At 67.4% G+C, this 25221-nt stretch carries 13 protein-coding genes; 9 read left to right on the forward strand and 4 right to left on the reverse strand.

Features of this window, described 5'->3' with window-relative positions:
• Positions 1 to 129: 129 nt before the first annotated feature.
• The 3 genes from LOM8899_RS16970 to LOM8899_RS16980 all read left to right on the forward strand — a co-directional run bounded on the left by LOM8899_RS16970 (position 130) and on the right by LOM8899_RS16980 (position 13712).
• A complete protein-coding gene (locus LOM8899_RS16970) occupies positions 130 to 8490 on the forward strand; it encodes a type I polyketide synthase (RefSeq protein ID WP_168770580.1) in 8361 nt (2786 codons plus the stop codon).
• Positions 8487 to 13307, forward strand: coding sequence for a type I polyketide synthase (locus LOM8899_RS16975; RefSeq protein ID WP_093993447.1), 4821 nt, complete (start codon positions 8487 to 8489; stop codon positions 13305 to 13307). Before LOM8899_RS16970 ends, LOM8899_RS16975 begins: the two co-directional genes overlap by 4 nt.
• Before the next feature lie 81 nt (positions 13308 to 13388).
• Complete coding sequence (locus LOM8899_RS16980; RefSeq protein ID WP_093993448.1) at positions 13389 to 13712, forward strand: hypothetical protein; 324 nt, start codon at positions 13389 to 13391, stop codon at positions 13710 to 13712.
• A 15-nt stretch (positions 13713 to 13727) separates the two neighbouring features.
• Here the strand turns inward: LOM8899_RS16980 and LOM8899_RS16985 are convergent, their stop codons facing one another.
• On the reverse strand, positions 13728 to 14726 hold the full coding sequence (locus tag LOM8899_RS16985) for a sulfotransferase family protein (RefSeq protein WP_093993449.1): 999 nt from the start codon (positions 14724 to 14726) through the stop codon (positions 13728 to 13730).
• 262 nt (positions 14727 to 14988) lie between these two features.
• Between LOM8899_RS16985 and LOM8899_RS16990 the strand changes: the two genes are divergently transcribed.
• Both LOM8899_RS16990 and LOM8899_RS23100 read left to right on the forward strand, forming a co-directional pair.
• Positions 14989 to 15864, forward strand: coding sequence for a sulfotransferase family protein (locus tag LOM8899_RS16990; RefSeq protein WP_168770581.1), 876 nt, complete (start codon positions 14989 to 14991; stop codon positions 15862 to 15864).
• 10 nt (positions 15865 to 15874) lie between these two features.
• A complete protein-coding gene (locus tag LOM8899_RS23100) occupies positions 15875 to 17611 on the forward strand; it encodes a hypothetical protein (RefSeq protein ID WP_168770582.1) in 1737 nt (578 codons plus the stop codon).
• A 133-nt stretch (positions 17612 to 17744) separates the two neighbouring features.
• Here the strand turns inward: LOM8899_RS23100 and LOM8899_RS23590 are convergent, their stop codons facing one another.
• Positions 17745 to 18578: a hypothetical protein gene (locus tag LOM8899_RS23590; protein ID WP_211096219.1), complete on the reverse strand. Its 834-nt coding sequence runs from the start codon at positions 18576 to 18578 to the stop codon at positions 17745 to 17747.
• A gap of 157 nt (positions 18579 to 18735) precedes the next feature.
• Positions 18736 to 19944: a tetratricopeptide repeat protein gene (locus LOM8899_RS17005; RefSeq protein ID WP_093993451.1), complete on the reverse strand. Its 1209-nt coding sequence runs from the start codon at positions 19942 to 19944 to the stop codon at positions 18736 to 18738.
• 390 nt (positions 19945 to 20334) lie between these two features.
• Between LOM8899_RS17005 and LOM8899_RS17010 the strand changes: the two genes are divergently transcribed.
• Complete coding sequence (locus LOM8899_RS17010; RefSeq protein ID WP_093993452.1) at positions 20335 to 20895, forward strand: chorismate--pyruvate lyase family protein; 561 nt, start codon at positions 20335 to 20337, stop codon at positions 20893 to 20895.
• Between the two features lie 284 nt (positions 20896 to 21179).
• Positions 21180 to 22187 carry a CE1 family esterase gene (locus LOM8899_RS17015; protein ID WP_168770583.1) on the forward strand — a complete coding sequence of 336 codons (1008 nt, stop codon included), beginning with the start codon at positions 21180 to 21182 and terminating at the stop codon, positions 22185 to 22187.
• 146 nt (positions 22188 to 22333) lie between these two features.
• Here LOM8899_RS17015 and LOM8899_RS17020 read toward each other — a convergent pair whose 3' ends face one another.
• Positions 22334 to 22939, reverse strand: a complete 606-nt coding sequence (locus tag LOM8899_RS17020) for a hypothetical protein (protein WP_093993454.1) — start codon at positions 22937 to 22939, stop codon at positions 22334 to 22336.
• 299 nt (positions 22940 to 23238) lie between these two features.
• On the opposite strand from LOM8899_RS17020, the gene LOM8899_RS17025 reads away from it, so the two are divergent.
• Together LOM8899_RS17025 and LOM8899_RS17030 are read left to right on the forward strand one after the other, a co-directional pair.
• On the forward strand, positions 23239 to 24162 hold the full coding sequence (locus LOM8899_RS17025) for a TauD/TfdA family dioxygenase (protein ID WP_168770584.1): 924 nt from the start codon (positions 23239 to 23241) through the stop codon (positions 24160 to 24162).
• A gap of 130 nt (positions 24163 to 24292) precedes the next feature.
• Positions 24293 to 25219: a TauD/TfdA family dioxygenase gene (locus LOM8899_RS17030; RefSeq protein WP_093993456.1), complete on the forward strand. Its 927-nt coding sequence runs from the start codon at positions 24293 to 24295 to the stop codon at positions 25217 to 25219.
• Positions 25220 to 25221 lie beyond the last annotated feature (2 nt).

Here is a 25221-nt window from a genome sequence, read left to right on the forward strand (position 1 = left end):
ATAGCGCCACAATGCTTTCGCAATATCACATTAGGGGCAGGTCATTACACCACGGCAACGAGCAGCGACAAATGATATATCATGCGCCTGTACGACGCCGGCTCCAAAGATCAGAAACGGACATATCCTATGACTGACGCATTCAAGGTTCTGGTTATGACCCCCGCAGGCACCGGGGATCCGGCACTGGCAATCGCTGCCAGCCGGGCCGGGCACCTGGGTGTATTCAACGCCGAGTTGCCTCTGGGAGAGGGCCGACTCGAGGCGGGCCTGACGCAACTGGCCGCCACCGCCCCCGCAGGTTTTGGTCTGGCGATCCCGGACGTGAAAACCGCGACCGCCCTTGTGGGTCGCTATGGCGCCAAGGGGCTGTCGCTGATCGTGCTGGGGGCCGAGGCCGCCTTTGCCGCCCCCGATGCGGTGGCCGCGATCCGGGCGGCCGGGGTCACTGTCATGCTCGAAGCGATCCGCTGGGACGACCGCTTGGCCGGGCCGCTGGCCGAAGACGGCATTATCGTCAAAGGCCACGAGGCTGGTGGGCGCATCGGTGAGGCGACCTCGTTCATTCTGCTGCAACAGGCTCTGTCCGGCGGTGCCGACGCTGTCTACGTGCGCGGCGGCATCGGTCTGCATTCCGCAGGGGCGGTGCGCGCCGGTGGGGCCGCGGGCATCGTGCTCGACGATCAGCTTCTGGCTGTGCGCGAGTCCGGCCTCGCGGATCATGTCACCCCGATTCTGGCGCGGATGACCGGCGGCGAAACCGTACTGGTCGAAGGCGACAAGGGCGTGCATTGGCGCGGCATCGAGCGGCCCGGCCTGAAAGCCGCCGCCAAGCTGCGCACCGCGCTGGCCCCCCATGACGTCGACGCCCAAGCCCCGCTTGCCGAGGCTGCGCTCGGCTGGAACATGGAGGCAGGCGACATCGCCCCCATGGGGCAGGCCGCCGCCTTCGCGCCAGATCTGGCCGCCCGTTTCGGCAGCCTTGGCCGGCTGATCCGGGCTTTGCTCGATCAGTCCTCTGCCTCCGTCGCCCGCGCCGCCCGGACCAAGGTTCTGGGCGAGGGCCAGGGCGTGGCCGAAGCCCATGGCACCAAATGGCCGATCGTCCAGGGTCCGATGACCCGTGTCTCCGACACCGCGGGCTTTGCCCAATCGGTGGGCGAGGGCGGGGCGCTCCCGATGATCGCCCTCGCGCTGATGCGGCCCAAACAGGCCGACACGCTGCTCGAGGAGGTCGCCGCCAAACTCAAGGGCAAGCCCTGGGGCGTCGGTCTTCTGGGCTTTGCCCCCTCGGCACTGGTCAAGGAACAGGTGCAGGTCGCTCTCAAGCATGGGCCGTCATTCGCGCTGATCGCCGGTGGTCGGCCCGATCAGGCCGTGGCGCTCGAGGCGGACGGTATCCCGTCCTACCTGCACGTCCCCTCGCCGACGCTCCTGAAGATGTTCCTCGAACAGGGGGCCAAGCGCTTTGTCTTCGAGGGCCGCGAATGCGGCGGGCATGTCGGGCCGATGTCGTCGCTCGTGTTGTGGGACAATATGGTGCGGACCCTGCTCGAACAGGTCACCGATCCGAAACAGGCCTCCGAGATCTGCGTGCTCTTTGCCGGCGGTATCCAGGACGCGCGCTCCGCGGCCATCGTGGCCGCCTTTGCCGCACCGCTGGCCGAGCGCGGGATCAAGGTCGGGGTGCTGATGGGCACGGCCTATCTGTTCACCGAAGAAGCGGTCGCCGGTGGCGGCATCGTCAAGGAATTCCAGGACATCCTTCTGGACTGTACCGAGACGGTGACACTGGAAACCGGGGCAGGGCACGCCTCCCGTGCGGCCATGTCGCCCTTTGCCGAAGAGTTCAACGCCAAGCGCCGCGAGCTTGAGGCCAAAGGCGTCGGCGCCGAGGAAATGCGCGAGGATCTGGAATCGCTCACCCTTGGGCGGCTGCGCATCGCCTCCAAGGCGACCGAGCGGCAGGGCGACAGCCTCGCCGAGGTCGACGTCGCCCGGCAGAAGGCCGAAGGCATGTATATGATCGGGCAGGCCGCACAGCTGCGCTCTGCCGTGACCACCGTCGATGCGCTGCACCGCGAAATCGGCGAGGGCGGCACCGCCTATCTCGAAGCGTTGGAAACCCCCGCCGAGGTGATGCCCGCCCGGCCCGCGGCCCCGGCGCCCGCCGATATCGCCATCGTGGGGATCAGCACCTTCCTGCCTGGGGCCGACACGGTCGACGAATACTGGGAAAACCTTCTCGACGGCAAAAACGCGGTGACCGAAATCCCGGCGCATCGCTGGGATCACCGGATCTACTTCGACGAAGACCCGACCGCCGAGGACAAGATCTATTCCAAATGGGGCGGCTTCCTCAAGGACATGCCCTTCGATCCGATGAAATACGGTCTCCCGCCGCGGTCGATCAAGGCGATCGACCCGCTGCAACTGATGACGCTGGAACTGGCCAATCGCTGCCTCACCGATGCGGGCTATGCCGGTGACAACGCGATGGAGGGGCCGCGCCTGCGCACCTCGGTGATCCTCGGGGCCTCCGGCGGTGCGGGCGACGTCGGCGCGCAATATGCGGTCCGCTCGGAAATGCCCCGGTTTCTGGGCGGCATAGACCCTGATGCAGCCGAAATGCTGCCGAACTGGACCGAGGACAGCTTCGCCGGGATCCTTTTGAACGTCGCCGCAGGGCGCACGGCCAACCGGCTCGATTTCGGCGGGGTCAACTACACCGTCGATGCGGCCTGCGCGTCGTCGCTGACGGCGGTCTACCAAGGCGTGCTCGAGCTGGAGTCGGGCCGCTCGGATATGGTCCTTGCAGGCGGAATAGACACTGTTCAGGGGCCGTTCGGCTATCTGTGCTTCTCGAAGACCCGGGCGCTGTCCCCGCGTGGGCGCTGCTCGTCCTTCGAAGCCGGCGCAGACGGGATCGTGATCTCCGAAGGCCTCGCCATGGTGGGCCTCAAGCGGCTCGCCGATGCAGAGCGGGACGGCGACAAGATCTATGCGGTGATCAAGGGCGTCGGCGGCTCGTCGGACGGCAAGGCCAAATCCATGACCGCGCCGCATCCTGACGGGCAGATCCGGGCGCTGAACCGGGCCTACGAGATGGCGGGCTACAGCCCCGCGACCGTCGGCCTCTTCGAGGCGCACGGCACCGGCACCGTCGTCGGCGACACCGCCGAGATGGCCACCGTCACCCGGCTCCTGCACGAGGCGAACGTGCCGCCGCGTTCTGCCGCCATCGGCTCGGTGAAAACCCAGATCGGCCATACCAAGGCCGCAGCGGGCATCGCGGGCATGATCAAGGCGACGCTGGCGCTGCACCACGGCATCCTGCCGCCGCATGGGCGCAAGGGCGAAGTGAACGCCAAGCTCAACGACGAGGACATGCCGCTCTATCTGGTGGACAGGGCGCGACCCTGGATCACCAAGGACAACGCCCCGCGGCGGGCCGGTGTCTCGGCCTTCGGCTTTGGCGGGACGAACTTCCACGTCACGCTCGAGGAATACTCCGGCAAGGCCGCGATCCCGGCGCTGGCCCCCGTGGCCCGCAACCGCTGGGCGCAGGAGCTGCTGATCTGGCGGGGGCCGAACCGTGGCGCCCTGGCCAAGCAGGTGCAGGCGGTGATCGACCGTCTGGAGCAGGGCTGGCAGCCCAAGCTCGCCGATCTGGCCTTCACGCTCCATGACAAGGCCCCGGCCAAGGGGCTGACCGCGACCATCGTCGTGGGCGAACAGGACGATCTGGCGGCGAAACTGGCGCCGCTGGCCGCGCATCTGGCCGATGCCGCCAAACCCTGCCCGCCCGGGGCGGCCTTCTCCGAAGCGCCGCTGCTGGATGACGGCAAACTGGCGCTGATCTTTCCGGGGCAGGGCACGACCTACCCCGAAATGCACGCCGACGTGGCTGCGCTGTTCCCGGCATTCTCACAGAGTTTGGCCGACGCAGACACTGTATTGGGGGATGACATCGGCGCATCGCTCAGCCGGATGATCCTGCCAGCCGGTGCCTATGACGAGGCTCAGGTCAAAGAGGCCGCCAAGGTGCTCACCCAGACCGACATCGCTCAACCAGCCCTTGGGGCGGTCGAGGCCGGGATGCTCGCGATCTTCGACAGTCTGGGCCTCAAGGCCGATATGGCTGCCGGGCACTCCTACGGCGAATTCGTGGCACTCCATGCGGCGGGCGTGTTCAGCCGGGACGATCTGTTCCGGGTCAGCCGGGCGCGCGGATCCTTCATGGTCGAGGCGGGCAAGGGCGGCGATCTCGGCTCCATGGCAGCGGCCCGCGCGCCGCGGGACGTGCTCGAAAAGCTGATCGAGGGCATCGACGGCGTCGTCGTGGCCAACCACAACGCGCCCGAGCAGTCGATCCTGTCCGGCACCCGCGAAGGGTTGGACGAGGCAGGCAAACGGGCCGAGGCGCAGGGGCTGAAGCTGACGCAGCTTTCGGTTGGCGCGGCGTTCCATTCGCCGATCGTGGCCCCCGCGGCGGAAAAGCTGGCGGATTACATCAAGGGCATGTCCCTGGGCAAATCCAGCCTGACGGTCTACGCCAACGCTACGGGCAAGCCCTATCCGAAAACCGCCAAGGGGCTGATCGAGACGCTGGCGACGCAATTGGCGGCGCCCGTCGAATTCGTGGCCGAGGTCGAGCAGATGCACGCCGATGGCGCGCGGGTCTTCCTGTCTCTGGGTCCGAAATCCAGCCACGCCGCCCTCGTGCGGCAAATCCTCGGGGATAAGCCGCACCGGGCGATTGCCTCGGACGACGAGGCCGGCGGGCTCAAGGGCCTGCTGGGCGCCATCGGCGGCGTGCTCGCCGAAGGGGCGACGCTCGATCTGGCGCGGCTCTGGGCCGGACGGTCCTGCCGGCTCGTCGATCTCAAGGGGCCGGTCGAGGCCGAAGCGCCGCTTGGCAAACATATCTGGATGCTCAACGGCTCTGGTGCGAGGTCGGTCAACGATCCGCCGCTCAAGGTGCTGACGATCGAGGATATCGCCGCGAAACAGGCGAAAACAGGCTCTATTCCGGCGCAATCCGCCGCTCAACCCGCCGCAGCCGCAGCCGCGGCTCCGACACAGACCCAACCCACCGCACGTCCAACCAAGGAGATGCATGCCATGAACACCCGCCCCGACATACCGGGGGTGGACGACACCGGGGCTGAGGATACTGGCTACGACATTGCCGGTCCCCAGCCTTATTCCGGACAGTCCTATGCCACCCCGACAGAGGCGATCCTCGCCGACTTCCAGGCCACCATGGCCCGGTTTCTCGAAACGCAGGAACGCGTAATGCTGGCCTCGATGGGGGCGACCGTGACACGGTCGGCCGCTCCGCGTGCCGCGCGACCCGCCCCGCGTGTGCTGTCTGCCCCGGCGCGCGTCGCCCCCGCACCCGCACCTGCCGCGGCTCCTGCACCGGCACCCGCGCCCGCTCCGGCCCCTGTTGCCGCAGCCCCGGCACCCGCCGCTCCGGCGCCCGCGCCCACACCGGCACCAGCCCCGGAACCTGCCCCTGCACCCGCCGCCGAAGTAGCCGCACCCTCTGCTCCCGCAGGCGGGCTCGACAAGGCGGGGATCGAGGCGCTCTTGCTCGAGATCGTCGAAGACCGCACCGGCTATCCGGCCGACATGCTCGGCCTCGACCAAGGCATCGAATCCGATCTCGGTATCGACAGCATCAAGCGGCTCGAAATCGTCGGGGCCCTGATCAAGGGCCTGCCCGCCGCGCAATCGGCTGCCGCGACGCCGATGGGCGAGACGCTCAATGAGCAGAAGACGCTCGGGGCCATCATCGACGTGCTCCACACGCATCTGGAGGGCGCAGGGCCTTTTAATCCCGCCGGGGCGGATCATGCGGCAGAGGCGACAGCCTCTGACCGACCGCCCCGGCACGACCCTCGGACAGCGATCACTGCAACTCCGCGTTTCGTGATGGTGCCCGAGGTTGCGGCTCTGCCCGCTCCCGGCCGCAAGCTGCCCGCCGGGCAGTATCTGATCGCAGGCTCCGGGGCTGTGGCCGTGGCCCTCGCGGCCAAGATCGAGGAGGCCGGCGGCACGGCCGTGGTCACCACCCCGGCCAAGGCGCCCATGGCCAAGGGGCCGTTCCTTGGCCTGATCCATCTGGCGGGGCTCGGCGCTGAACCCGTCGCGCTCAGCGGCACCGCCGACGACTGGCGCAGCGCCATCGCCGTCGCCGAGAAAAGCGCCTACCTTGCGGTGCAGGCCCATGCCGACAGCCTGATGACGGGGCGGATGATCTTCGCCACCGGCTTTGGTGGGCAGTTTGCCCGCGGCACCGGAAGCCAGGATCTGCTGCTCACCGGCGGTGGACCGGGGCTGGCCAAATCCCTGCGCGAGGAATGGCCGGACTGCCGGCCCAAGGCGATCGATCTCGACCCCGCGCAAAGCGCCGCCGCGCAGGCACAGAGCCTGTTTGTCGAGCTGGCCACCCCGCATGGCCGGATCGAGGTGGGCTATCCCGGTGGTCAGCGCACGATCTTCCGCTCGGCAGAGGTTGCGGTGGCCGATACGGTCACCCCGCTGCCCAAGGGCGCCGTGATCCTCGCCACCGGCGGGGCGCGCGGCATCACGGCGGAAATCCTGCGGCCCTTTGCCGCCGCCGGGGCGCATCTGGTGCTGATCGGGCGGTCCAACCTGCCCGGCCCGGAGGCGCCCGACCTGGCGGCGCAGACCTCCACCGGGGCCTTGCGCAAATTCCTCGCCGGTGCCGCCAAAGAGGCCGGCGAACAGGTTACCCCCGCGATCATCGAACGCAAGCTCGGGGCGGTGCTGCGCGACCGTGAGATCCGGGCCAATCTGGCCGATCTCGAAACGGCGGGCGGCACGGTGGAATACCATGCCACCGACATGGGCGATGCCGCGGCGGTGCGGGCCACGGTCAAGGCGATCACCGACCGGCTCGGCCCGGTCCACGGCGTCATCCACGGTGCCGGCGTGATCGAGGACAAGAAGATCACCGACAAGACACCCGACAGCTGGGATCGGGTGATCGAACCCAAGCTGATCGGCGCCCTCGCGCTGGCCTCGGCGCTGGACGGCACGCCGCCGAAATTCTTCACCCTCTTTGCCTCGGTCGCGGGTCGCTATGGCAATTCGGGCCAGACCGATTACGCCACCGCCAACGAAGTGCTGAACCGGATCGCCTCGCAACTGTCGGCGCGCTGGCCGGCGACCCGCTGCATGGCCGCCAACTGGGGCCCGTGGGCGGGCACCCGGCACGGGGCGGGGATGGTCTCTGACGGGGTGCGCCAGAAATTCGAGGCGCAGGGCGTGACCCTCGTCGAGCCTGACGGCGGTGCTCTGGCGTTCTTCCAGGAGCTGACCCAGGGCCCGGCAGATGTGACCGAAGTGGTCTTCGGGGCGGGCCCGTGGGAGCGCCACGAGACCGACCGCGCCGAAGAGCCCGCAGGCGAGACGCCGGCTGCGGCCGCTCAGGCGCCGCAACTGGTGACCGAGACCGCCGCGGCAACCGCCGAGGCTCCGGCCTCTGCAACACCGGGCCGATACCCGTTGATCCTCGACGCCACGCAGACCCCGGCGGACCGGGGCGGCACCGCAATCCGGCGCAGCGTCGATCTGGCGACCGATCCGTGGATCGGCGAACACCGGATCGGCGGCACGGCCGTGCTGCCGCTCGCCGTTGCCGCCGAAATCGCCGCCGAGGCCGCCGCCGAGATCTGGCCCGACTGGCAGGTCGTGGCGCTGTCCGATCTGCGGCTCCTGTCCGGGCTCAAGCTCGAAGCCGACGCCCCCCGCGAGATCGACATCGTCGGCACCGGGGCCGAACATGGCGACGCCGCCGGCTTTGCCGCCCGGGTCGAACTGCGCGGCGTTCCGAACAAGAACGGGGGCGGCCGGATCGCGCGGGCGCATTACCGTGCCTCTGCGGTCATGGCGCCGATCAACGTGGCGTATGAGCCGGATGAGGCGGCGCTCGAACTGGCCAACGATATCCTCAGCCTGCGCACCGCCGCCTCGCCGGTCAGCGCCCATGAGGCCTATCGCAAGACTCTGTTCCACGGCCCGGTCTATCAGGTGGTCAAATCGCTGGCCGGCCTCGATGCGCGCGGCGTTCTGGCCGAGGTCGGGCCCAGCCGGGCAGGGGACTTCGGCGCCACGGACGGCTGGCTCTTTGATCCCGGTCTTCTGGATGCGGCGGCGCAACTGGCGTGGGTCTGGTCCAACGAGGTCCGCGGCGAACCGGCTCTGCCCAATGCGATCGGGCGGCTCACCCGGCTTGGCACCGGGGCGGCGCGCTACATGGTCTTGCGCCTGCGCGATGACGTGACCGCGCCGCAGGTGCTGGCCGATGTGGCCATCGCCGATGAGGACGGCACGCCGCTGTTGCTGATCGAAGGGCTGGAAAGCACCTCCGACGCCGGGCTCAAGCGGTTCTCCGGCTGGGAGGGAGAGATCCTCTCCGACGTTACCCACACAGCCAGCGATCAGGCGGCCGAATGACCCTCACTCCCAATGCTGCCCGGAGCCCGCGTGCCACCGAACGTGGCGATATCGCCATCGTTGGCATGGCCTGTCTGTTTCCGGGGGCGGATACGCCGCAACGGTTCTTTGCCAATATCTGCCAAAAGCTCGAATTCATCACCGACCCGCTGCCCTCATGGGGGGCGGAGCGGTATCTGAACGGCATCGACGGGACGCTGATCCCCACCGTGCGCGGCGGCTATCTGGGCGAGGCCTACGCCGCCGATATCGCCCAGCTCGGGGTGATGCCGTCCTCGGTCGACGGGTCCGAGCCGGATCACTTCCTGGCCCTGCGGATCGCGCGCGCCGCGCTCGAGGATGCCGGTGCGCTGAGCGCCGATCACGCCCGGACCGGCGTGGTTCTGGGGCATTCCAGCTACCTGCACCGGGGCAATGCGGCGATGGTGCAGCACGGGGTCGTGCTGGATCAGACCCGCGAGCTTCTGGCGCAGCTTCTGCCCGGCGTGGACCCTGCGGTGTTCGACCGGATCCGGGCGGCCATGGCCGACCAGCTTCCGCCCTTCACCGCCGATATGGCCCCCGGCCTCGTGCCCAACGTGATGACCGGGCGGATCGCCAACCGGCTGGACCTGCGCGGGCCGAACTACATCATCGACGCGGCCTGTTCCTCGGCGCATCTGGCGGTGCAGGCGGCGATGATCGAACTGCGGGCCGGGCGGTCCGACATGATGCTCGCCGGCGGGGTCAATGCCTCGATCTCGGCCGAGGTCTATATGGTGTTCAACCAGCTCGGCGCTCTGGCGGGTTCGGGGCAGGTCAGACCCTTTTCCGAGGGGGGTGACGGCACCCTGATGGGCGAGGGTCTGGGCGTTCTGGCACTCAAACGGGTCGAAGACGCGCTCGATGCGGGCGACCGGATCTATGCGGTGCTCAAGGGGCTCGGGCAGTCGTCCGACGGCAAGGGCTCGGGCATTCTGGCGCCCCGGATGGAAGGCGAGATGCTGGCCATCGAACGGGCGATGCTCGACGCGGGCCAAGACCCGGCGCAGCCCGATATCCCCGGCCTGATCGAATGCCACGGCACCGGCATCCCGCTGGGTGACAAGACCGAGGTCGGCGCGCTCAAGGGCATGTTCGGGGCGCGGGCCGAGAACGGCCTGCCCGTCACCGCCATCGGCTCGGTCAAATCGATGATCGGGCATTGCATCCCGGCGGCAGGGGCGGCGGGCCTGATCAAGGCCTCGCTGGCGCTCTATCACAAGACGCTGCCGCCGACGCTGTCGGACAAGATCCGCACCGGGCTGCCGGTGGACGAAACCGGGCTTTACGTGAACACCGAAACGCGGCCCTGGATTGCGGCTCCCGGGGTGCTGCGCCGTGCGGCGGTCAATGCCTTTGGCTTTGGCGGGATCAACGCCCACGCGATCCTCGAAGAGGCGCCCGCCGCGGCGGACGAGCCCACGCCGATGCACTGGGCCGAGGAGCTGTTCCTGCTCTCGGCAGACAGTCCCGCCGATCTCGCCGTCAAGGCGCGGACGCTGGCGGCTCATGCCGAACGGCACGACCGCGCGCCCTTGGCCGCGATTGCGCAATGGGCCGTCGCGAATGCAGGCACAGGCCCCGCGCGTCTGGCTCTGACAGCCTCCAGCCGCGACGATCTGATCGAAAAGCTCGGCAAGGCCGCCACCCGGCTTGAGGGCGACAAACCGACCTTCCGGCTGCGCTCCGGCGTGGTGGCGGCCGCAGCCCCGATGGGCGGCAAGCTGGCGTTCATCTTCCCCGGCGAAGGGGCGCAATATCAGGGGATGCTGGCTGAAATCCTGACCGCCTTCCCCGAGGCGCGGGGCTGGTTCGATTTCTGGGACGGGCTGTTCCCCGACCGGGATATGCCGCCCTCGGCGAGCGTCTTCCCACCGCCCACCACGCTGGACGCCGGCTTGGCCAAGACACTGAACGAGCGGCTCTTCGGGCTCGAACTCGGCTCCGAGAGCATGTTCATCGCAGCCCAGGCGCTGATGGCCGTGCTCACCCGTCTGGGGATCAGCCCCGACGTGGTGGTGGGCCATTCCTCGGGCGAGCATTCGGCGCTGGCCGCGGCCGGCGTCTTTGGCGGCATGGGGCCCGAGGACCGCGACGATTTCGCCACCCGGATCCGCAGCCTGAACGATCTCTACCAGGCCATCGAAGAGGCGGGCGGCATCGAAGGCGGTGCGCTGCTCACTGTCGGCGGGGTGGCGCGTGACGACATCCTCTCGCTGACCGAGGCCGACCCGGAGGTGCATCTGGCCCTCGACAACTGCCAGCATCAGGCGGTGCTCTACGGACCCCGGGCCAAGATGGAAGAGGTGGTCGAGACGTTGCGGCCAAAGGGCGGCATGTGCTCGTTCCTGCCCTTCGACAGGCCCTATCACACGCCGCTGTTTGCGGATGTCGCCGAAAAGGTGGCGGGTGTCTACGCAGGCATGGATTTCCGGCCTCCGACCCTGCCGATCTGGTCCTGCGCCACGGTGCAGCCTATGCCTGCCGACGCCACCGAGATCCGGGCGCTGGCGGCGTATCAGTGGGCGTCGCGCGTGCGGTTCACCGAAACCGTCGAGGCGCTGCATGACGACGGGGTGAAACTCTTCCTCGAAGTCGGCCCCTCGGCCAATCTCACCGGCTTCGTCGAAGACGCGCTCAAGGGGCGCGACGCCCAGGCGTTGCCGCTCGACAGCCGCCGTCGCGGCGGGCTGGCGCACCTGCTGCAAAGCCTCGGGCGGCTCTGGGTCGCCGGCCGGGATTTTAACGCAAACGCGCTGTTCGACGGGCGCGGCCTTGCCGGCGTGGATCTGGCGGCAGAACAGCCACGCGACCGCAAGCGGCCGATCACCAACACGCTGGCCTATGTGCGGCTGCCGCAAGAGATCGCCTCCGAGATCTCGGCCGACCTGATGGCGTCCCTCGGACAAGGGCCTGCGGCACAGCCGGTCGGCGCCCCGACGGCCCCGCTTCTTTTGGCCCCAAATACGGCCCCCGGAGGGTCCACCGCCGCGCCACGGCCGCAGACCGTCGAGGTCAGCGCCACGGAGCCGGCCAGCCTGACCGGCGAGATGGGCGGCTACTTCGGGGTCATGCAGCAGTTCCTCGACATGCAAGGCACCGTGATGGAGGCCGTGATGGGAGGCACCCCGATGACAGATCCGGCCGAGTGGCAGCCGCCGCTTCTGCACCGGGTCACCGTCAGCGACGAGGGCCTGACCGCCGAGAGCGATTTCGACCCGCTCACCGATCCGTTCATCGCCCAGCACGTGCTCTATGCCGATGAGGTCTCCGACACAGACGGCACGCTTCAGGCGCTGCCGGTGCTGCCGCTGGCCGTCTCGATGGAGATGGTGGTCGAGGCGGCGGCCGTGCTGACCGGGCAACTGGCCGCGCGTCTCGAAAACGTCGCCGCCCGCGATTGGGTGGCCTTCGACGCAGGCCCCGCCACGCTGACGACGACGGCGCGGATCATCCCCGGCGAGGATACCCGCGTCGCGGTGCAGCTCCTGCGGGGTGAGGCCCTGCTCTTCGAGGCCGAGGCGGTGATCGAGCCCGGCCCCGATCTGCCCGACCTGCCGCCGCTGGCAACCCCCCGGGCCCCGGTCTGGCGGGACGATCAGCTCTATTCGACGGGCATGTTCCACGGACCGCTGTTCCAGGGGGTCGCCAGCCTGACGCAGTTCGACGAGGGCGGCCTCGACGCCACCCTCACCGACATGCCGCTCGACGATTTCTTCGGCCATGGCGAGGCTCCCGAAGGGCTGCTGCTGAACCCGGCCCTGCTCGACCAGCTTGGGCACGTCACCGCCTTCTGGATCGCTCAGGGGGCGGGGACGGATTTCAGCTCCTTCCCGTCGTCGATCGACCGGATCGATCTTGGCGAGGCGCGGGCCGAGGCGACTGCCGGGGCGACCATCTCGGGGCGCATCCAGTTCCGCGATGCCCATGACGCGCCCACTCCGGGGCCCGCCGAGGCGCGGTTCCTGCAGGGCGATTTCGAGGCCCATCTGCCCGACGGCACGCTCTTGATGCGGGCGTCGGGGTGGCGCGACCGGTTCTTCCGGGTGCCGCATGCCTTCTACGAGGCGCGGTTCCGGCCGCGCGACGCGTGGTACGGCGCGCCGCTGACCGTGTTTGACACCGGGCCGGATGTCACTGTCTGGCAGGTGCCCGCCTTCCCGCATGGCTTCTTGGAGGACGCGGGCGGCATCTGGATGCGGGTGCTGGCCACCACGATCCTGTCGGCGGCCGAGCGGGAACAGTGGGCGGCGATGCCGGCCACCGGCAAGCGGCGGCGTGATTGGATCGTCGGGCGGATCGCACTCAAGGAGGCGGCGCGGGCCTGGATCGCGGGACAGGGCGGGCCGTTGCTCCTGCCCGCCGACATCGAGATCGCCGTCGCCGAAGGCGGCAAGCCCTTCGTCGACGGCAGCGCCCTTGGCATGACGATGCCGGAAATATCGCTCAGCCATGCCCAGGGCACGGCCGTGGCCGTGGCCTCCCCGCCCGGCCGGGCGGCAGGGATCGACATGGAATTCAGTGGGCGCACCGATCCGGCGCTGTTGGCCGATGGCGGCTTCGGGGCCGAGGAGCTGGTGTTGATGAACGGGACCGATCCGCTCATCGGATGGTGCGCCAAGGAAGCGGCGGCCAAGACGCTGGGCAGCGGGCTGACAGGACGGCCCAAATCCTTCGTGCTCACCCGGATCGGGGCGGGCAGTGCCCAGGTGCAGACGCCGGACGGTCGGAGCATCGCCGTGTCTTTGGCGCAGCAGGGCGACGCGGTCTTGGCATTGGCGGTGTTTGGCGCATAGGGGAAAGGGATGAAGGCGTTAGCCTTGTCGCAACGCTTTTGAAGCACTACTTGCAAGATCAGAGCAGAAGAAGGGGCAAAAATGTCCGAGGACGCAGCAAAAGAGAAGAAGCCCGCACCCGCGGTCGATCCTTTTGACGAATTCAAGGAAATGCTTGCCGAGCAGAGCGAACGGCAAGGCCGGTTGCGCCATGTTCAGCAGTTCCTGAACAGCCCGATGTTCTTTGACCTGCGCGATCAGCCCATGGTGGTCTCCGATCCGCCCGAAGTGATCGAAGAGCGCAAGAACGATCTGGACTACCGGATCCGGGTGCTGGAATCGCTGATCTCTTTGTTGATCGAAGAGCGCGACAGTCTCGACAAGACCATATCCACGCAAGATCAGGTGCAAGAAGCCGCCGAATAGCGGCTGTCTGCGGTCTTAGGCCGGCGGTGCGGCAGCGTCCGGGCCGTCATCGGCCTGTGGTTGCGGGTCGTCCGGCTTTGGCTCCGGCTTTGGCGGGGCATATCCCAGCTTCTCGGCATGGGCGCGGACCGGCTCCCGAAATCCGACCCCATCCGTGCGCCACGGCAGCGGTCCGTCCAATTGGGCGGTCTCGGGATCGGGCATGGCGGCGGCCAGATCGGCAAAGCTCTGGATGGTGCCGGCCACATGTGCGCCCATCGGGCCGGGGCCGGCAAAGGGCGAGCGTTCCGGGGACATCATCGCCTTCTGGGCGACCCCGGTGGCAGGCAGGCCCAGAGCGCGGGCGAGCCGGGCCAGAAGCGGCCGCGGGTCGCTGGCCAGTTCGGCGGCCTTCACGTCGATCACCTGCTGATCCTCGTCCAGATCCGCCAGAAACTCGGTGATCGCGGTCTCGGCCATCAGCCAGAGCTCTTGCGGATCGGGGGTCGGCGGATCGGTGCTTTCGTCGAACGAGCCGGACAGCTGGATCGCCACCTGACCGTTGGTCGTGCTCCACAGCAGACGGCCGTATTGATGCGGGTGCAGATGCAGATGCAGATAGGTGGCATCCGGGAAATTGGCACGCAGGCGGCGCAGGCTGGCCTTGTCGAACACCGTGGCCGTGACCGGGATCACCATGCGGCGGGGGGCGATCTTGGCGGCCAGTTCCTGTGCCACGGCCCCGGTCGACAGATAGGCGCGGCGGGTCATCCAGCGGCCGGCCATCTCGACGGAGAGCTGGGTCTGCTCGCCGGCATAAAGCTGGGCAATGGCGCGCAGCAGCCCATGCACCTGGGTGGAGCGGATGCCGATCATCTCGCGCTGGAACACGTCGATGGTGACCATCTGTTCGAGGTTCAGCTCCGGCAGGTCATAGGCGGCAGGGCCCTGGCCGAGGGCTGCGGCCAGCGTCTGGCTGGGCAGGCCGGGAGCGGCCAGAATGATGACCGGAGGCGGAAAATCGTCTGTGTTCATACTGTCAATTCGGGCCTTGGTCAGCGCCCGTTGAAATCCGGGCCGGCGGTCGTCGCCACCATATGGGGGCCACCTTGCACAAACAAGGCTGGGGCGGCAGAAACCGGGCCGGTTCAGAGCTTTGCAGAACCGGGGCTTCCGGGGCGCGGGCGGGCCCCGAAGACAGGGCAGGCAGAGCCAGCCCAAGGTTGCCTTGGAAGGGGTGTGCCGATAGGTAGATGGGGCGGATATTGATATCGACCCTCTTATTCAGGATAGCGGCGTGAGACCTCCTCTTTTCATCATTGCGCCCCCGCGATCTTATACCTCTGTCGTGGGCGGTATGCTGGGTCAGCATCCCCAAACCTACGGCCTGCCCGAGGTCAACCTCAGCCACGGCGAGACGCTGGGCGATATGTGGGACTCGGTCCCCGGCGCGGCCAATTTCGGCACCGCCGGCCTGCTTCGGCTCTTGGCCGAAATCCATGAAGGCGAGCAGACCGAAGAGGCCGTCGTGCGCGCCCGGCAATGGGTGCTGCGGCGGCCGCACTGGACCGGGGCCAAGGTGTTTCAGCACATCCAGAAACAGATCGGCGATCGGATGATGGTCGAGAAAAGCCCGCGCAACACCATGTTCACCGACAACATGCAGCGGCTGCTCAAGATGTTTCCCGAGGCCAACTTCCTGCACCTGACCCGGCATCCCCGGACCCAGGGCAAATCGGTCAAGGACCTGATCCGCGACACCACCGGCGGCGAGGGGGCCAACGATCCCGAAAAGATCTGGCTGCGGCTGCAGTCGAACATTCTCGAATTCGCCCAGGAGATCCCGGTGGGGCAGTATATGCGCATCAAGGGCGAGATGCTGCTGCGGGATCCGACCTTCTATCTGCGCCAGATCTGCGAATGGCTCGATATCGACAGCAGCGATGCGGCCATCGAGGCGATGCAGCATCCCGAGACGTCGCCCTTCGCCTGCATGGGGCCACCCTCGGCGCCCGCTGGCAACGACCCGAACTTCCTGACCAGCCCGACACTCGATTTCGAACGTCTGGCCCGGATCAAGGAACCGCCGCTGGACGGCGAGATCGAATGGAAGAAAGGGCATGAGTTCATGCCCGCCGTCAAGCGCATGGCGCGCCAGTTTGGATATGCGTGAAGGCGAACCGATGACCGATAAGAAGACGACCAAGCCGGACAGCGCCTCCGCTGCCGCGGATGCCGGCAAAGCGCCGGCCCCCAAGGCCCCGGCCCCAGCTGCGAAACCGGCCGCGAAGCCGGCGGCGAAAAAGCCGTCGAAAGGTGCGGGCGCCAAGGCAAAGCCCGCCGCCAAACCCGCGGCCTCCAAGGCCGGGACCGCCAAGGCGCAGGCCACTAAGCCCGCAGCCTCCAAGAAGAGCCCGCCAAAACCAGCCGCGCAAAAGCCCGCCGCAAAGACCCCGGTAAAGCCCGCCCAGAAAGCGGCCCCTAAACAGGCCCCGAAACCAGCGTCAAAGCCCGCCCCTGCCGCGCCGCTCAGCGCGGATCGGTTCCGCACTCTGGGCGAGGCGGGGATCGGCTATCCCGGTGCCATGCAGGCCCGGTCGATGGCGTGGTTCGAAAACAGGCTCTATGTCGGCACCGCCACGCCCGCGCCGCGCGGCGCCGGGGACCGGGCGCGCATTCTGGCCCACGACCCGGAGCGCGACACATGGGAGACGGTGTTCGAAAGCCCGGTCGCGGCACTCAGCGGGCGGCAGCAGGCGCAGGCCGCCCGGCTCAACCCCGACAAATCGGGGCGGCGGCGGGTGGTGCAGAAATCCAGCGAATCCGAGATGGGGCAGGATTTCGGGATCTGCGCGATGCAGGTGTTCGAGGGCAAATCCGACTACGCCCCATGTCTCTATGCCGGGACGGCCTCGCTTGGCGGCGGGCTGATCCTGCGCAGCGACGACGGGCAGCGCTTCGAGGTGATCAGCTTGCCGGGGATCGACGACGCCACCCAGATGTCCTTTGGCGCCATGGCGGTGCTGGGAGATCGGCTCTATGTCGCCCCGATGGGCACATTGACCGAGCACCGGGCCAGCGCCGAAACCGCGCCGGCTCCGGTGATCTATGCCTCCGACGATCCCGATCTGGGCGATTGGACCCGGATTGCGCCGGCGGCTTTCGCGGTGCCGGGGGCGGCTGGGGTGTCGGCGCTCTGTGCGGCGCATGGCTATCTCTATGCCGGGGTGGGCAATCCGCTTGCGGGCTTTGCGCTCTGGCGCATTGCCGAGGCGGCGCTCGGGACCGAAGCGGCCGATGAGGCCTGGGAACAGGTGCTGGAACACGGCGCCTGGCGGTTCAATCACAATCTGACGCCGGTCCGGATCTGCGCCTTCGGGGATGCGCTCTATGTGGGCACGGGGATCTCCGGGCTGGGCTATGACGTGGAGAACGACGTCGGCCCCTGTGCGGCGGAAGTGATCCGGGTCAATGCCGACGGCACATGGGATCTGGTGACAGGCGAGCCGCGGTTCACCCCCGATGGGTTCAAGGTGCCGCTCTCGGCCAAGGGGCCGGGGTTCGGGGCGGGGCACAACAGCCGGATGGACAGCCTCGCGGTCTATGGCGATCACCTCTTCGTCGGCACCTACAACTGGCGGGCGCTCGACTGGGCGGGCAGCGACCGGTCCGAACCGATGCAGGGCGGCTATCAGCTTTGGGCCAGCGCCGATGGCGAAGACTGGACCTGTGTGCTGACGGGGGGCAACGGCAATCCCGCGGCCGCCGGGATCAGCAGCCTGTGTGCGACGCCGGTGGGGCTCTATCTGGGCACCTCCAACGCCGCGGCGGCGATCGTCAAACAGGTAACCGATCAGGATCAGATGGCCCTGATCGACGGGGATATGACCGAAGGATTCGCCGTGTTGCTGGCCGACTAGGCAGGACATCCGCAAATGGCGCTCGGCCAAGGAGCACCGATCAGGTCGGGTCCGGGGCGGCCGGGAACTGAAAAAGGCTCTGGCGGTTGCCAGAGCCTTTTGTCGTTTCGGCCAGTGCAGGCGGCGAAGGGGATCAGTCCTTCTTGGCCGCCGGGGGATTGTCGTCGATCACGTCGGCATCCTCGACCGTGCCGCCGGAGCCATCGGCCGCCTTGTCCATCTCGGCCAGCCGCGATTGCAGGGCCTCGATCCGCTCGACAAGGAATGCCCGTTGCGCGGCCGGATCGGCGTTCGGACCGGGAGGGCCGCCTGCCGCGGCGCCGCCGCCCAGGCCGCCACCGAGCCCCGCGCCGGCAAAGCCGCCAGCCGCGGCACCCGCCGCGCCGGCTGCGCCCTGACCGAGCCGGGCGCGCAGACCGCCGCCGCCCTGACCGCCACCCATCCGGCCGCCAAGACCACCGCCAAGACCGCCGCCGGGTCCACCGGCACCGCCACCCTGACCGAGCCGGGCGCGCAATCCGCCACCGGGGCCGCCGGGTCCACCGGCACCGCCGCCCTGGCCGAGCCGGGCGCGCAGACCGCCACCGGGTCCACCGGCGCCGCCACCCATGCCGCCACCAAGACCGCCGCCGGGTCCGCCGGCACCGCCGCCCTGACCGAGCCGGGCGCGCAGACCGCCTCCGCCCTGTCCGCCGCCCATGCCGCCACCGGGGCCACCGCCCATGCCGCCGCCCTGACCGAGCCGGGCACGCAGGCCACCGCCCTGTCCGCCGCCCATACCGCCACCGGGGCCGCCGCCCTGACCAAGCCGGGCGCGCAGACCGCCGCCGCCTTGTCCACCGGCCGCACCGGACAGGCCCAGCCCGCCCCGGCCACCGCCCGTGCCGTGCAACGTGTCCGGGGTTTCGCGGGCGCTGCGCAATTTCTTCAGCGCCTCGCGACGTTTCTCTTGTTCGGAATCGGCCATGATCAATCTCCTTGTCTCTCGGTCAGTTGCTCCCTCGCTCAAGGGCTGCCGACTTTATGTTTGCTGCGTGCAAAGGGCCTGGAATATACGGGATGCCCTGTGCCAGGTGGGGGCGCCCTGCGGTGAAATTCCTCGCAGGGCGGTACTGCCTTCGTCGTTACATGCGACCCATGCCGCCGCGCCCGCCGCCCATCCGGCCGCCGCCCATGCCGCCACCCATCATACCACCGCCGGGGCGCTGGCGGCGGCTCATCAGGCGCTCGCGGATTTGCTCGGGGTTGTTGCGGAACTGCTTGGTCATCTCCTCGGTCTGCTTTTCGATGGCCTCTTTCAGGGTGAGGGCAAAGACCTCGGGGGGCTCGTCGCCACCGCCATTGGCCAGATCGACCAGCTCTGGATTGTTCTCGCCCATCTGCTTGGAATTCAGGATCATCGCCCGATAGGTATCGACCGCATCGGTAAAGCGATCCATCGCAAAGTAGATGTCGCCGAGCGCCTTCTGCACGGGCGGGATGCGGTTGCCCTTGCGGCCGACGCCGCGCAGAACCTCGAGCGCCTCGCGGTGCTGACCATTGGCGCTGCGGGCGGTGGCGGCGCCCAGCGTGGCGCGCATGTTGCCCGGATCGAGGCGGAGCGCGTCGTCATAGGCGCGGGCGGCCTTGGAATGCTCTTCCAGACCGGTCATCGCAGCACCGAGGGCCTGAAACACGTTGGCATTGTCCGGGGCCAGACGGGCGGCCTTGGTCAGGGTTTCGCTGGCTTCGGTGAATTTCTTGGCGCGCAGCAGCGTGGTGCCAAGGCCGAAATAGCCATACCACGCATCGGGCTGCAGCTCGATGGCGCGGCGATACTCGGCGATGGCCTCGTCGGTCTTGCCCGACTGGGCGAGCGAGCCGGCCAGAGACATCCGCAAGGTGGCGTCCTGGGGGCTGTGGCGGGTCGCGGCGGCGAGCGATTCCTGCGCGTCGCCGGTGCGGTTGGCCTGCATCAGGACCTTGGCCTTGCGGGCGGCACTGATGCCCATCGTGGGATCGAGCGCCAATGCCGCGTCGTAGTTCTCGACGGCCATGTCGATATCGCCCAGCTGGGTGTAGGCCTCGGCGCTCAGGAACTTGGCCTGGGCCATTTCGGGCTGCAGGTTCAGGGCCTCCTGGAAATGCTCCAGCGCCCGGTTGGGTTCGTTCGCGGTCAGAAATACGCGACCAAGGCCAAGCTGGGCCGGGGCAAGGGTGGGGTCTTCCTCAAGCAGGGCCGTGAAGATCTCGCGGGCGCCTTCAATGTCACCGTCCTTGAGAATGGAGAAACCCGCTCGGACATCCTCGAGCCGTTCGGGCCGAGCTTGAGTGGCGTTTTTCGGTGCTAGCATGTGGATACTCCGCGCATCAAATTTTGGTCAGGTTGAAATATAAAAAGATCTCGCCAAAGCCTACAACTGGTTGGTCCACAGCACCAGCCTTGTTCTGGGGCGAATTGGAAAATTGGCTGATGCGGCCGTGTGTTGGCTAGATGGTGGGCAAGAGGTCGGGCGGATGGCCAGACCGGCTATGGCGGTCGCCGCGAGGTTTGGTCTAATCTTGAGCAGTGGGGCGGATTAGGCGCTCCGAATCGAACAATTCGCTGCATTGCCAGTAGGCGCGGGCCTGCTATTGGTGCATCGTTCCCAAGCGTTTCGTTGGGCCGGAACCGGTCGAACCGACAAATTTTAGACACGACTTTTCGCTATGCTTCTGATTACGCCTTTCAAGTTGGATTTTTCATGACGACCCTTTGGACCCCATACACCCCCGACCTGTATTCCGATCTGCCTGTCCTCGTGCGGGACTGGGTTGCGCTGACCTCCTCGATGACGGCCCGGATCGGGCTGGTGGCGGACAGCCCGATCGATGTCGAGGTGCTGCGCCAGACCGAGGCACAACTGCGCCCCGACGAGGCGGGGCTGCTCGAGCTGTCGGACGGGCCCACGGTGGTCCGCGAGGTCTGCCTGTCGGCAGAGGGGCTGCCGCTTCTGGTGGCGCGCACGGCGGTGACATCGCAAAAGCTTCAGGCCCATCCGACGATCGTCAAACTGGGGAACAAGGCGTTGGGATCGCTGCTCTTTGCCGGCCCGAAGCCCTGCCCCTATACGGCGCGCGAATTCGCCCGGCTGACCGAGGGGGATGCGCTGTTCGATCTGGTGCGCAGCCGCCATAGCGGGGCCGCGGCGCAGTCCGAATACTGGGCGCGGCGGACCTTGTTCTGGCTGTTCGACGAACCGCTTCTGGTGACGGAGATATTCCTGCCCGAATTGCTCGAACATCCCCGCGCCCGCGAGGTCTGACGGACCCGGCCGATCGGGTCTGGGCGGGGCCCGCCCGTTCGCTGCGATCCGCGTGGCCGGTCCGCGCCGGCCTGAGCGGGGCCCGAGCAGGGCCCGAGCGGGGGCCGGACCGCAGCGGCGGGACTTTGCCCCATTGCCGATTTGGCCCGGAAACTGTTTGCCAAGCCGGGGCAGAGGCCGGATACTTGCGCCCAAGAGCGTAGAGTTGAGCGTAGACTTGGAAAAAGCGCCCCGCTGCTGTCGAACAGACGCCCAAACCTCATGAGGCATTGATGTTGTTTAAGATGACCAAAATTCGATCCTGTGCCGTGGTGCTCCTGGCCCTCGGTCTGATCGCGACGAGCATCCCCGATGCGGCGCAGGCCCAGACCCTGCGCGAACGGATCCAGGCCCGGGCCGCCGAACGGCAGGCCGCGCGGGCGGCCGGTGGGAGCAATGTGTCGGGGGCCGAGTCGGTGACGATCACCGTCGGCGGGATAAACCGGCAGTTTCTTGTGCATGTGCCTGCGAATGTGGCACCCCGGCCCGGCGCGGTTCTGGTGTTCCACGGCGGGCGCGGCACCGCCGAGGGGATCATGGAAACCAGCGGCATGAATGTGGCCTCCGATCAGGGCGGGTTCCTTGCGGTCTATCCACAGGCGGCGGCCGAGGGGTCGCGCTGGGTCAGCGGCTCCGGCGTTGCGGCGGGCGGGCCTGACGACGTGGCCTTCGTCCGGGCGATGATCGACACGCTCGAACAACGCTACAATGTCGATCCGGGCCGGGTGTTCGGCACCGGGATTTCCTCGGGCGGGGTGATGCTGCACGGGATGGCCTGCCAGGCACCGGGGGTGCTGCGGGCGATCGCGCCGGTCGCGGCGCATCTGACCGAAGACGTGCGCGCCGGCTGTGCGCCCAGCCAGGGCACGCCGATCATGATGTTCAGCGGCACCGCCGATCCGCTGATGGTCTATAACGGTGGCCAGGCGACCTTGGCGATCGCGCGCAACAGCGCCCCGGAAGGCGCCTCCGATCCGGTGGTCTCCGCACCCGATACGATCGCCTTCTGGGCCGCGCGGAACGGCTGTGGCGGCGCCAGCAGCAGCGAGCTGCGCGACGCCAGCAACGACGGCACCACCGTCACCCAGATCAGCTACAGCTGTGGCGCGAACCGGACCTACCTGTTCCGGGTCAACGGCGGCGGTCATGCTTGGCCGGGGTCGGGCACCAGCCGCCGGATCAGCGGCCCCACCAGCCAGGACATCAGCGCCACCGCCACGATGGTGCAGTTCTTCCGCGATTACGGGCTCTAGGCTCTGTGATCGCTGCCGCGCCCTTGTCCGCGGTGGGCGGCGAAACGGGCCGGGGATGAGTTTATCGGCCAAGATGAAGGGGGCGGACCGTGGTCGCCCCCTTTGTCATGTCTCGTGGCAGGCCGGGCAGGGCCGGCTGCGAATGTTCAGGCCCCTTCGGCGGCCTTGAAGGGCGGGAACATCGTGGGCAATTGCCCGGTGTTGATCAGGCCGGTGATCATCATGTGCCCGTGCTCGTCGATATGGGTGAGGCTGAGGTTGGGATAGCCCACGAAGCTTTCGGCGAAGATTTTGTCCTCTTCGACGTCGCGGCTGTAATAGACGTCGTATTCGGTGTGGCCGTTGCCGTCCTTCATCAGGTCGATCAGCAGGTCGCGGCCCCACGGGCCCGCCGGGGCCAGCGCCCAGACCTTGTCGACGCCCAGCATGTAGCCAAAGAACATCGAGGCCCATCCGCCAAAGGAGTTGCCCACGGTGTAGACTTCGGTGATGTGCGGATTGTCCTCGATATACTGGGCATGCCAGTCGAGCACGGAATCCAGATCGGGCAGCTCGTCGCTGACGCCCTCGTGGTAGAACTTGGCCTTGGGGTCGCGCACGAAGACGATGTTGCGATCCGCGATCCCGCTCTTTTGCAGGAAGGCCATCGGCCCCATGCCCTCCATCCGGCCATGGGCGCCGCCATAGACGAAGAATAACTGACAGCAGTTCTTGCGGGTCAGACAGGCAATGTTGCCGTTGTGGTCGCTCACGGGCGGTCTCCTTAATACACGAAATTTCCCGCAAAAAGATCAGCTGGGGGCGCGGGGATCGCCTGCTTTATAACATGTGCGCGAAGAATGGTGTCAACGTCCGTTTACGCTTCCGGCCCCGCTGCGGCCCGACTGTGGCCCAAGGCCGGGCGTGGGGGAGAAACCCTTTGCGGCTCCGGTCTAAATCGCCTATTTTCCGCTCAGATTCGTCCTATGTCTCAAAGCTCTACGGTGCGCCCCGCGCGCGGCCGCTTTGAGGCTGGAATCGGAAAAGACATTTACACAGGATGATACGACAGATGCAGACGACATTCTTGCAAGACGATTTTGGCGCGATTTTGACGGCCGAGCCGGGCGACAAGGCGACGGACATTTCGCCCGAAACGCTGCAATCCCTGCTCACCAAGCACGGTACGATCCTGTTTCAGGGGTTCAACACCACCACCGAAGAGTTCGACGTCATCACCGACAAGCTCGGCACCGACTACATGAACTACAAAGGTGGCGGCTATGTCCGCAAGACCACCGGCGAAGAGGACGGCAAGACCATGCTCTCCACCTCGACGACGCTCGAAAAGGGCAAGATCAAGCCGATGACCATGCCGCTGCCGCTGCATGCCGAGATGTTCTACACCGACAAGCGGCCGCTCTTGCTGTGGTTCTACTGCGTCACCCCCGCCGAAAAGGACGGGCAGACCACGATCGGGGACGGGGTCGCGATCTACAAGCGGCTGTCGCAGAAGTGGAAGGATCTGCTGGCCGAAAAGCGGCTGATGTATCTGCGCTCCTACCCTGACGGGATCTGGCAGAACATCTATCAGACCGACGATATCGAGGTGGCCCGCGGGTTCTGTCACGACAGCGGCATGACCACCGAGGTCGATGCCGACAACACGCTGCACACCACCTACCTGACGACGGCCATTCCGAAAACCCGTTGGGGCGGTCACACCGCCTATATCAACTCGGCGATGACCGTGGTGATGCAGGAAGGCACCGACCGCGAGAAGCTGTCGAGCATCCGGCTCGAGGATGGCGAGCGGCTGCCGCGCGAGATGATCAAGGAGATCGTCGACATCCAGTCCGATCTGATCATCGAGCTGGAATGGCAGTCGGGCGATTTCGTGCTTCTGGACAATTCGCGCACCATGCACGGGCGGCGCGGGTTCGAAGACACCCGGCGCAACGTGCTCCTGCGGATGGTCCGCGACGTCGCTTTCTAAAAGTCGTCTTCTTCCAAAGGGGGCCATCTCTGCGCCATTTTGTGCCGGCAGAAGGGCTCCCGATGATTCATTCAGGCCCGCCGCCCTGCCATGGCCGCGGCGCGGGCCGAGCCTCATAAGGATACAGAATATGAAAACCAGCCCGCTTCAGCCGCATTTCGGCACCATCGTCACCGCAGATCCGGGCGAGACCGTCGCCGATATCGATCATGACACCGTGGTGTCGCTGATCAAGGAGCGCGGCACCGTCCTGTTCACCGGCTTCGGTGCCAGCCGCGAGGATTTCGACTCCTTCACCGACACGATCAGCGAAGACTACATGGATTACAAAGGCGGCGGATACGTGCGCAAATCCGTGGGCGGCGGCAAAGGCGAGGGCAAGGCCCTGCTGTCGACCCGCTACGACCACGGGCGCAAGACCCAGATGACCTTTGGCCTGCCGCTGCACGGCGAGATGTACTATATCGACGGCCGGCCGCAGGCGCTGTGGTTCTACTGCGTCAAACCCGCCGATGCCGACGGCCAGACCACGGCCTGCGACGGCGCCGAGGTCTACAACCGGCTGGGCCAGAAATGGAAGGATCTGCTGCATGAAAAGCGGCTGATGTTCCTGCGGGTCTACCGCGACGGCGAATGGCAGAAGATCTACCAGACCGAGGATTCCGCCGAGGCCTGCAAGTTCGCCGAAGGCAACGGGATCACCGTCGAATTCGACGAAGCCGAGAAGACCATGCGGACCAAGTATCTGGTGTCCGCGGTTCTGCCGACGAAATGGGGCGGGCACACCGCCTATATCAACAACCTGCTCACCGTCTACATGCAGATGCAGATGGGCCGGGGCGACACCTCCACCGTCTGGCTCGAGGACGGCTCGCCGATCCCGGATGAGCTGATGGAAGAGGTCAAGCGGGTGCAGGACGAGCTGATCGTCGATCTTAACTGGACCGCCGGCGATTTCGCCATCCTCGACAACAGCCGGGCGCTGCACGGGCGGCGGGCGTTCGAGGACACCGACCGCGAGGTCTATCTGCGGATGGTCCGCAGCGTGCCGTTCTGATC

Origin of the sequence: Flavimaricola marinus, assembly GCF_900184895.1 — a bacterium.
GTDB classification, from domain to species: Bacteria; Pseudomonadota; Alphaproteobacteria; order Rhodobacterales; family Rhodobacteraceae; genus Flavimaricola; species Flavimaricola marinus.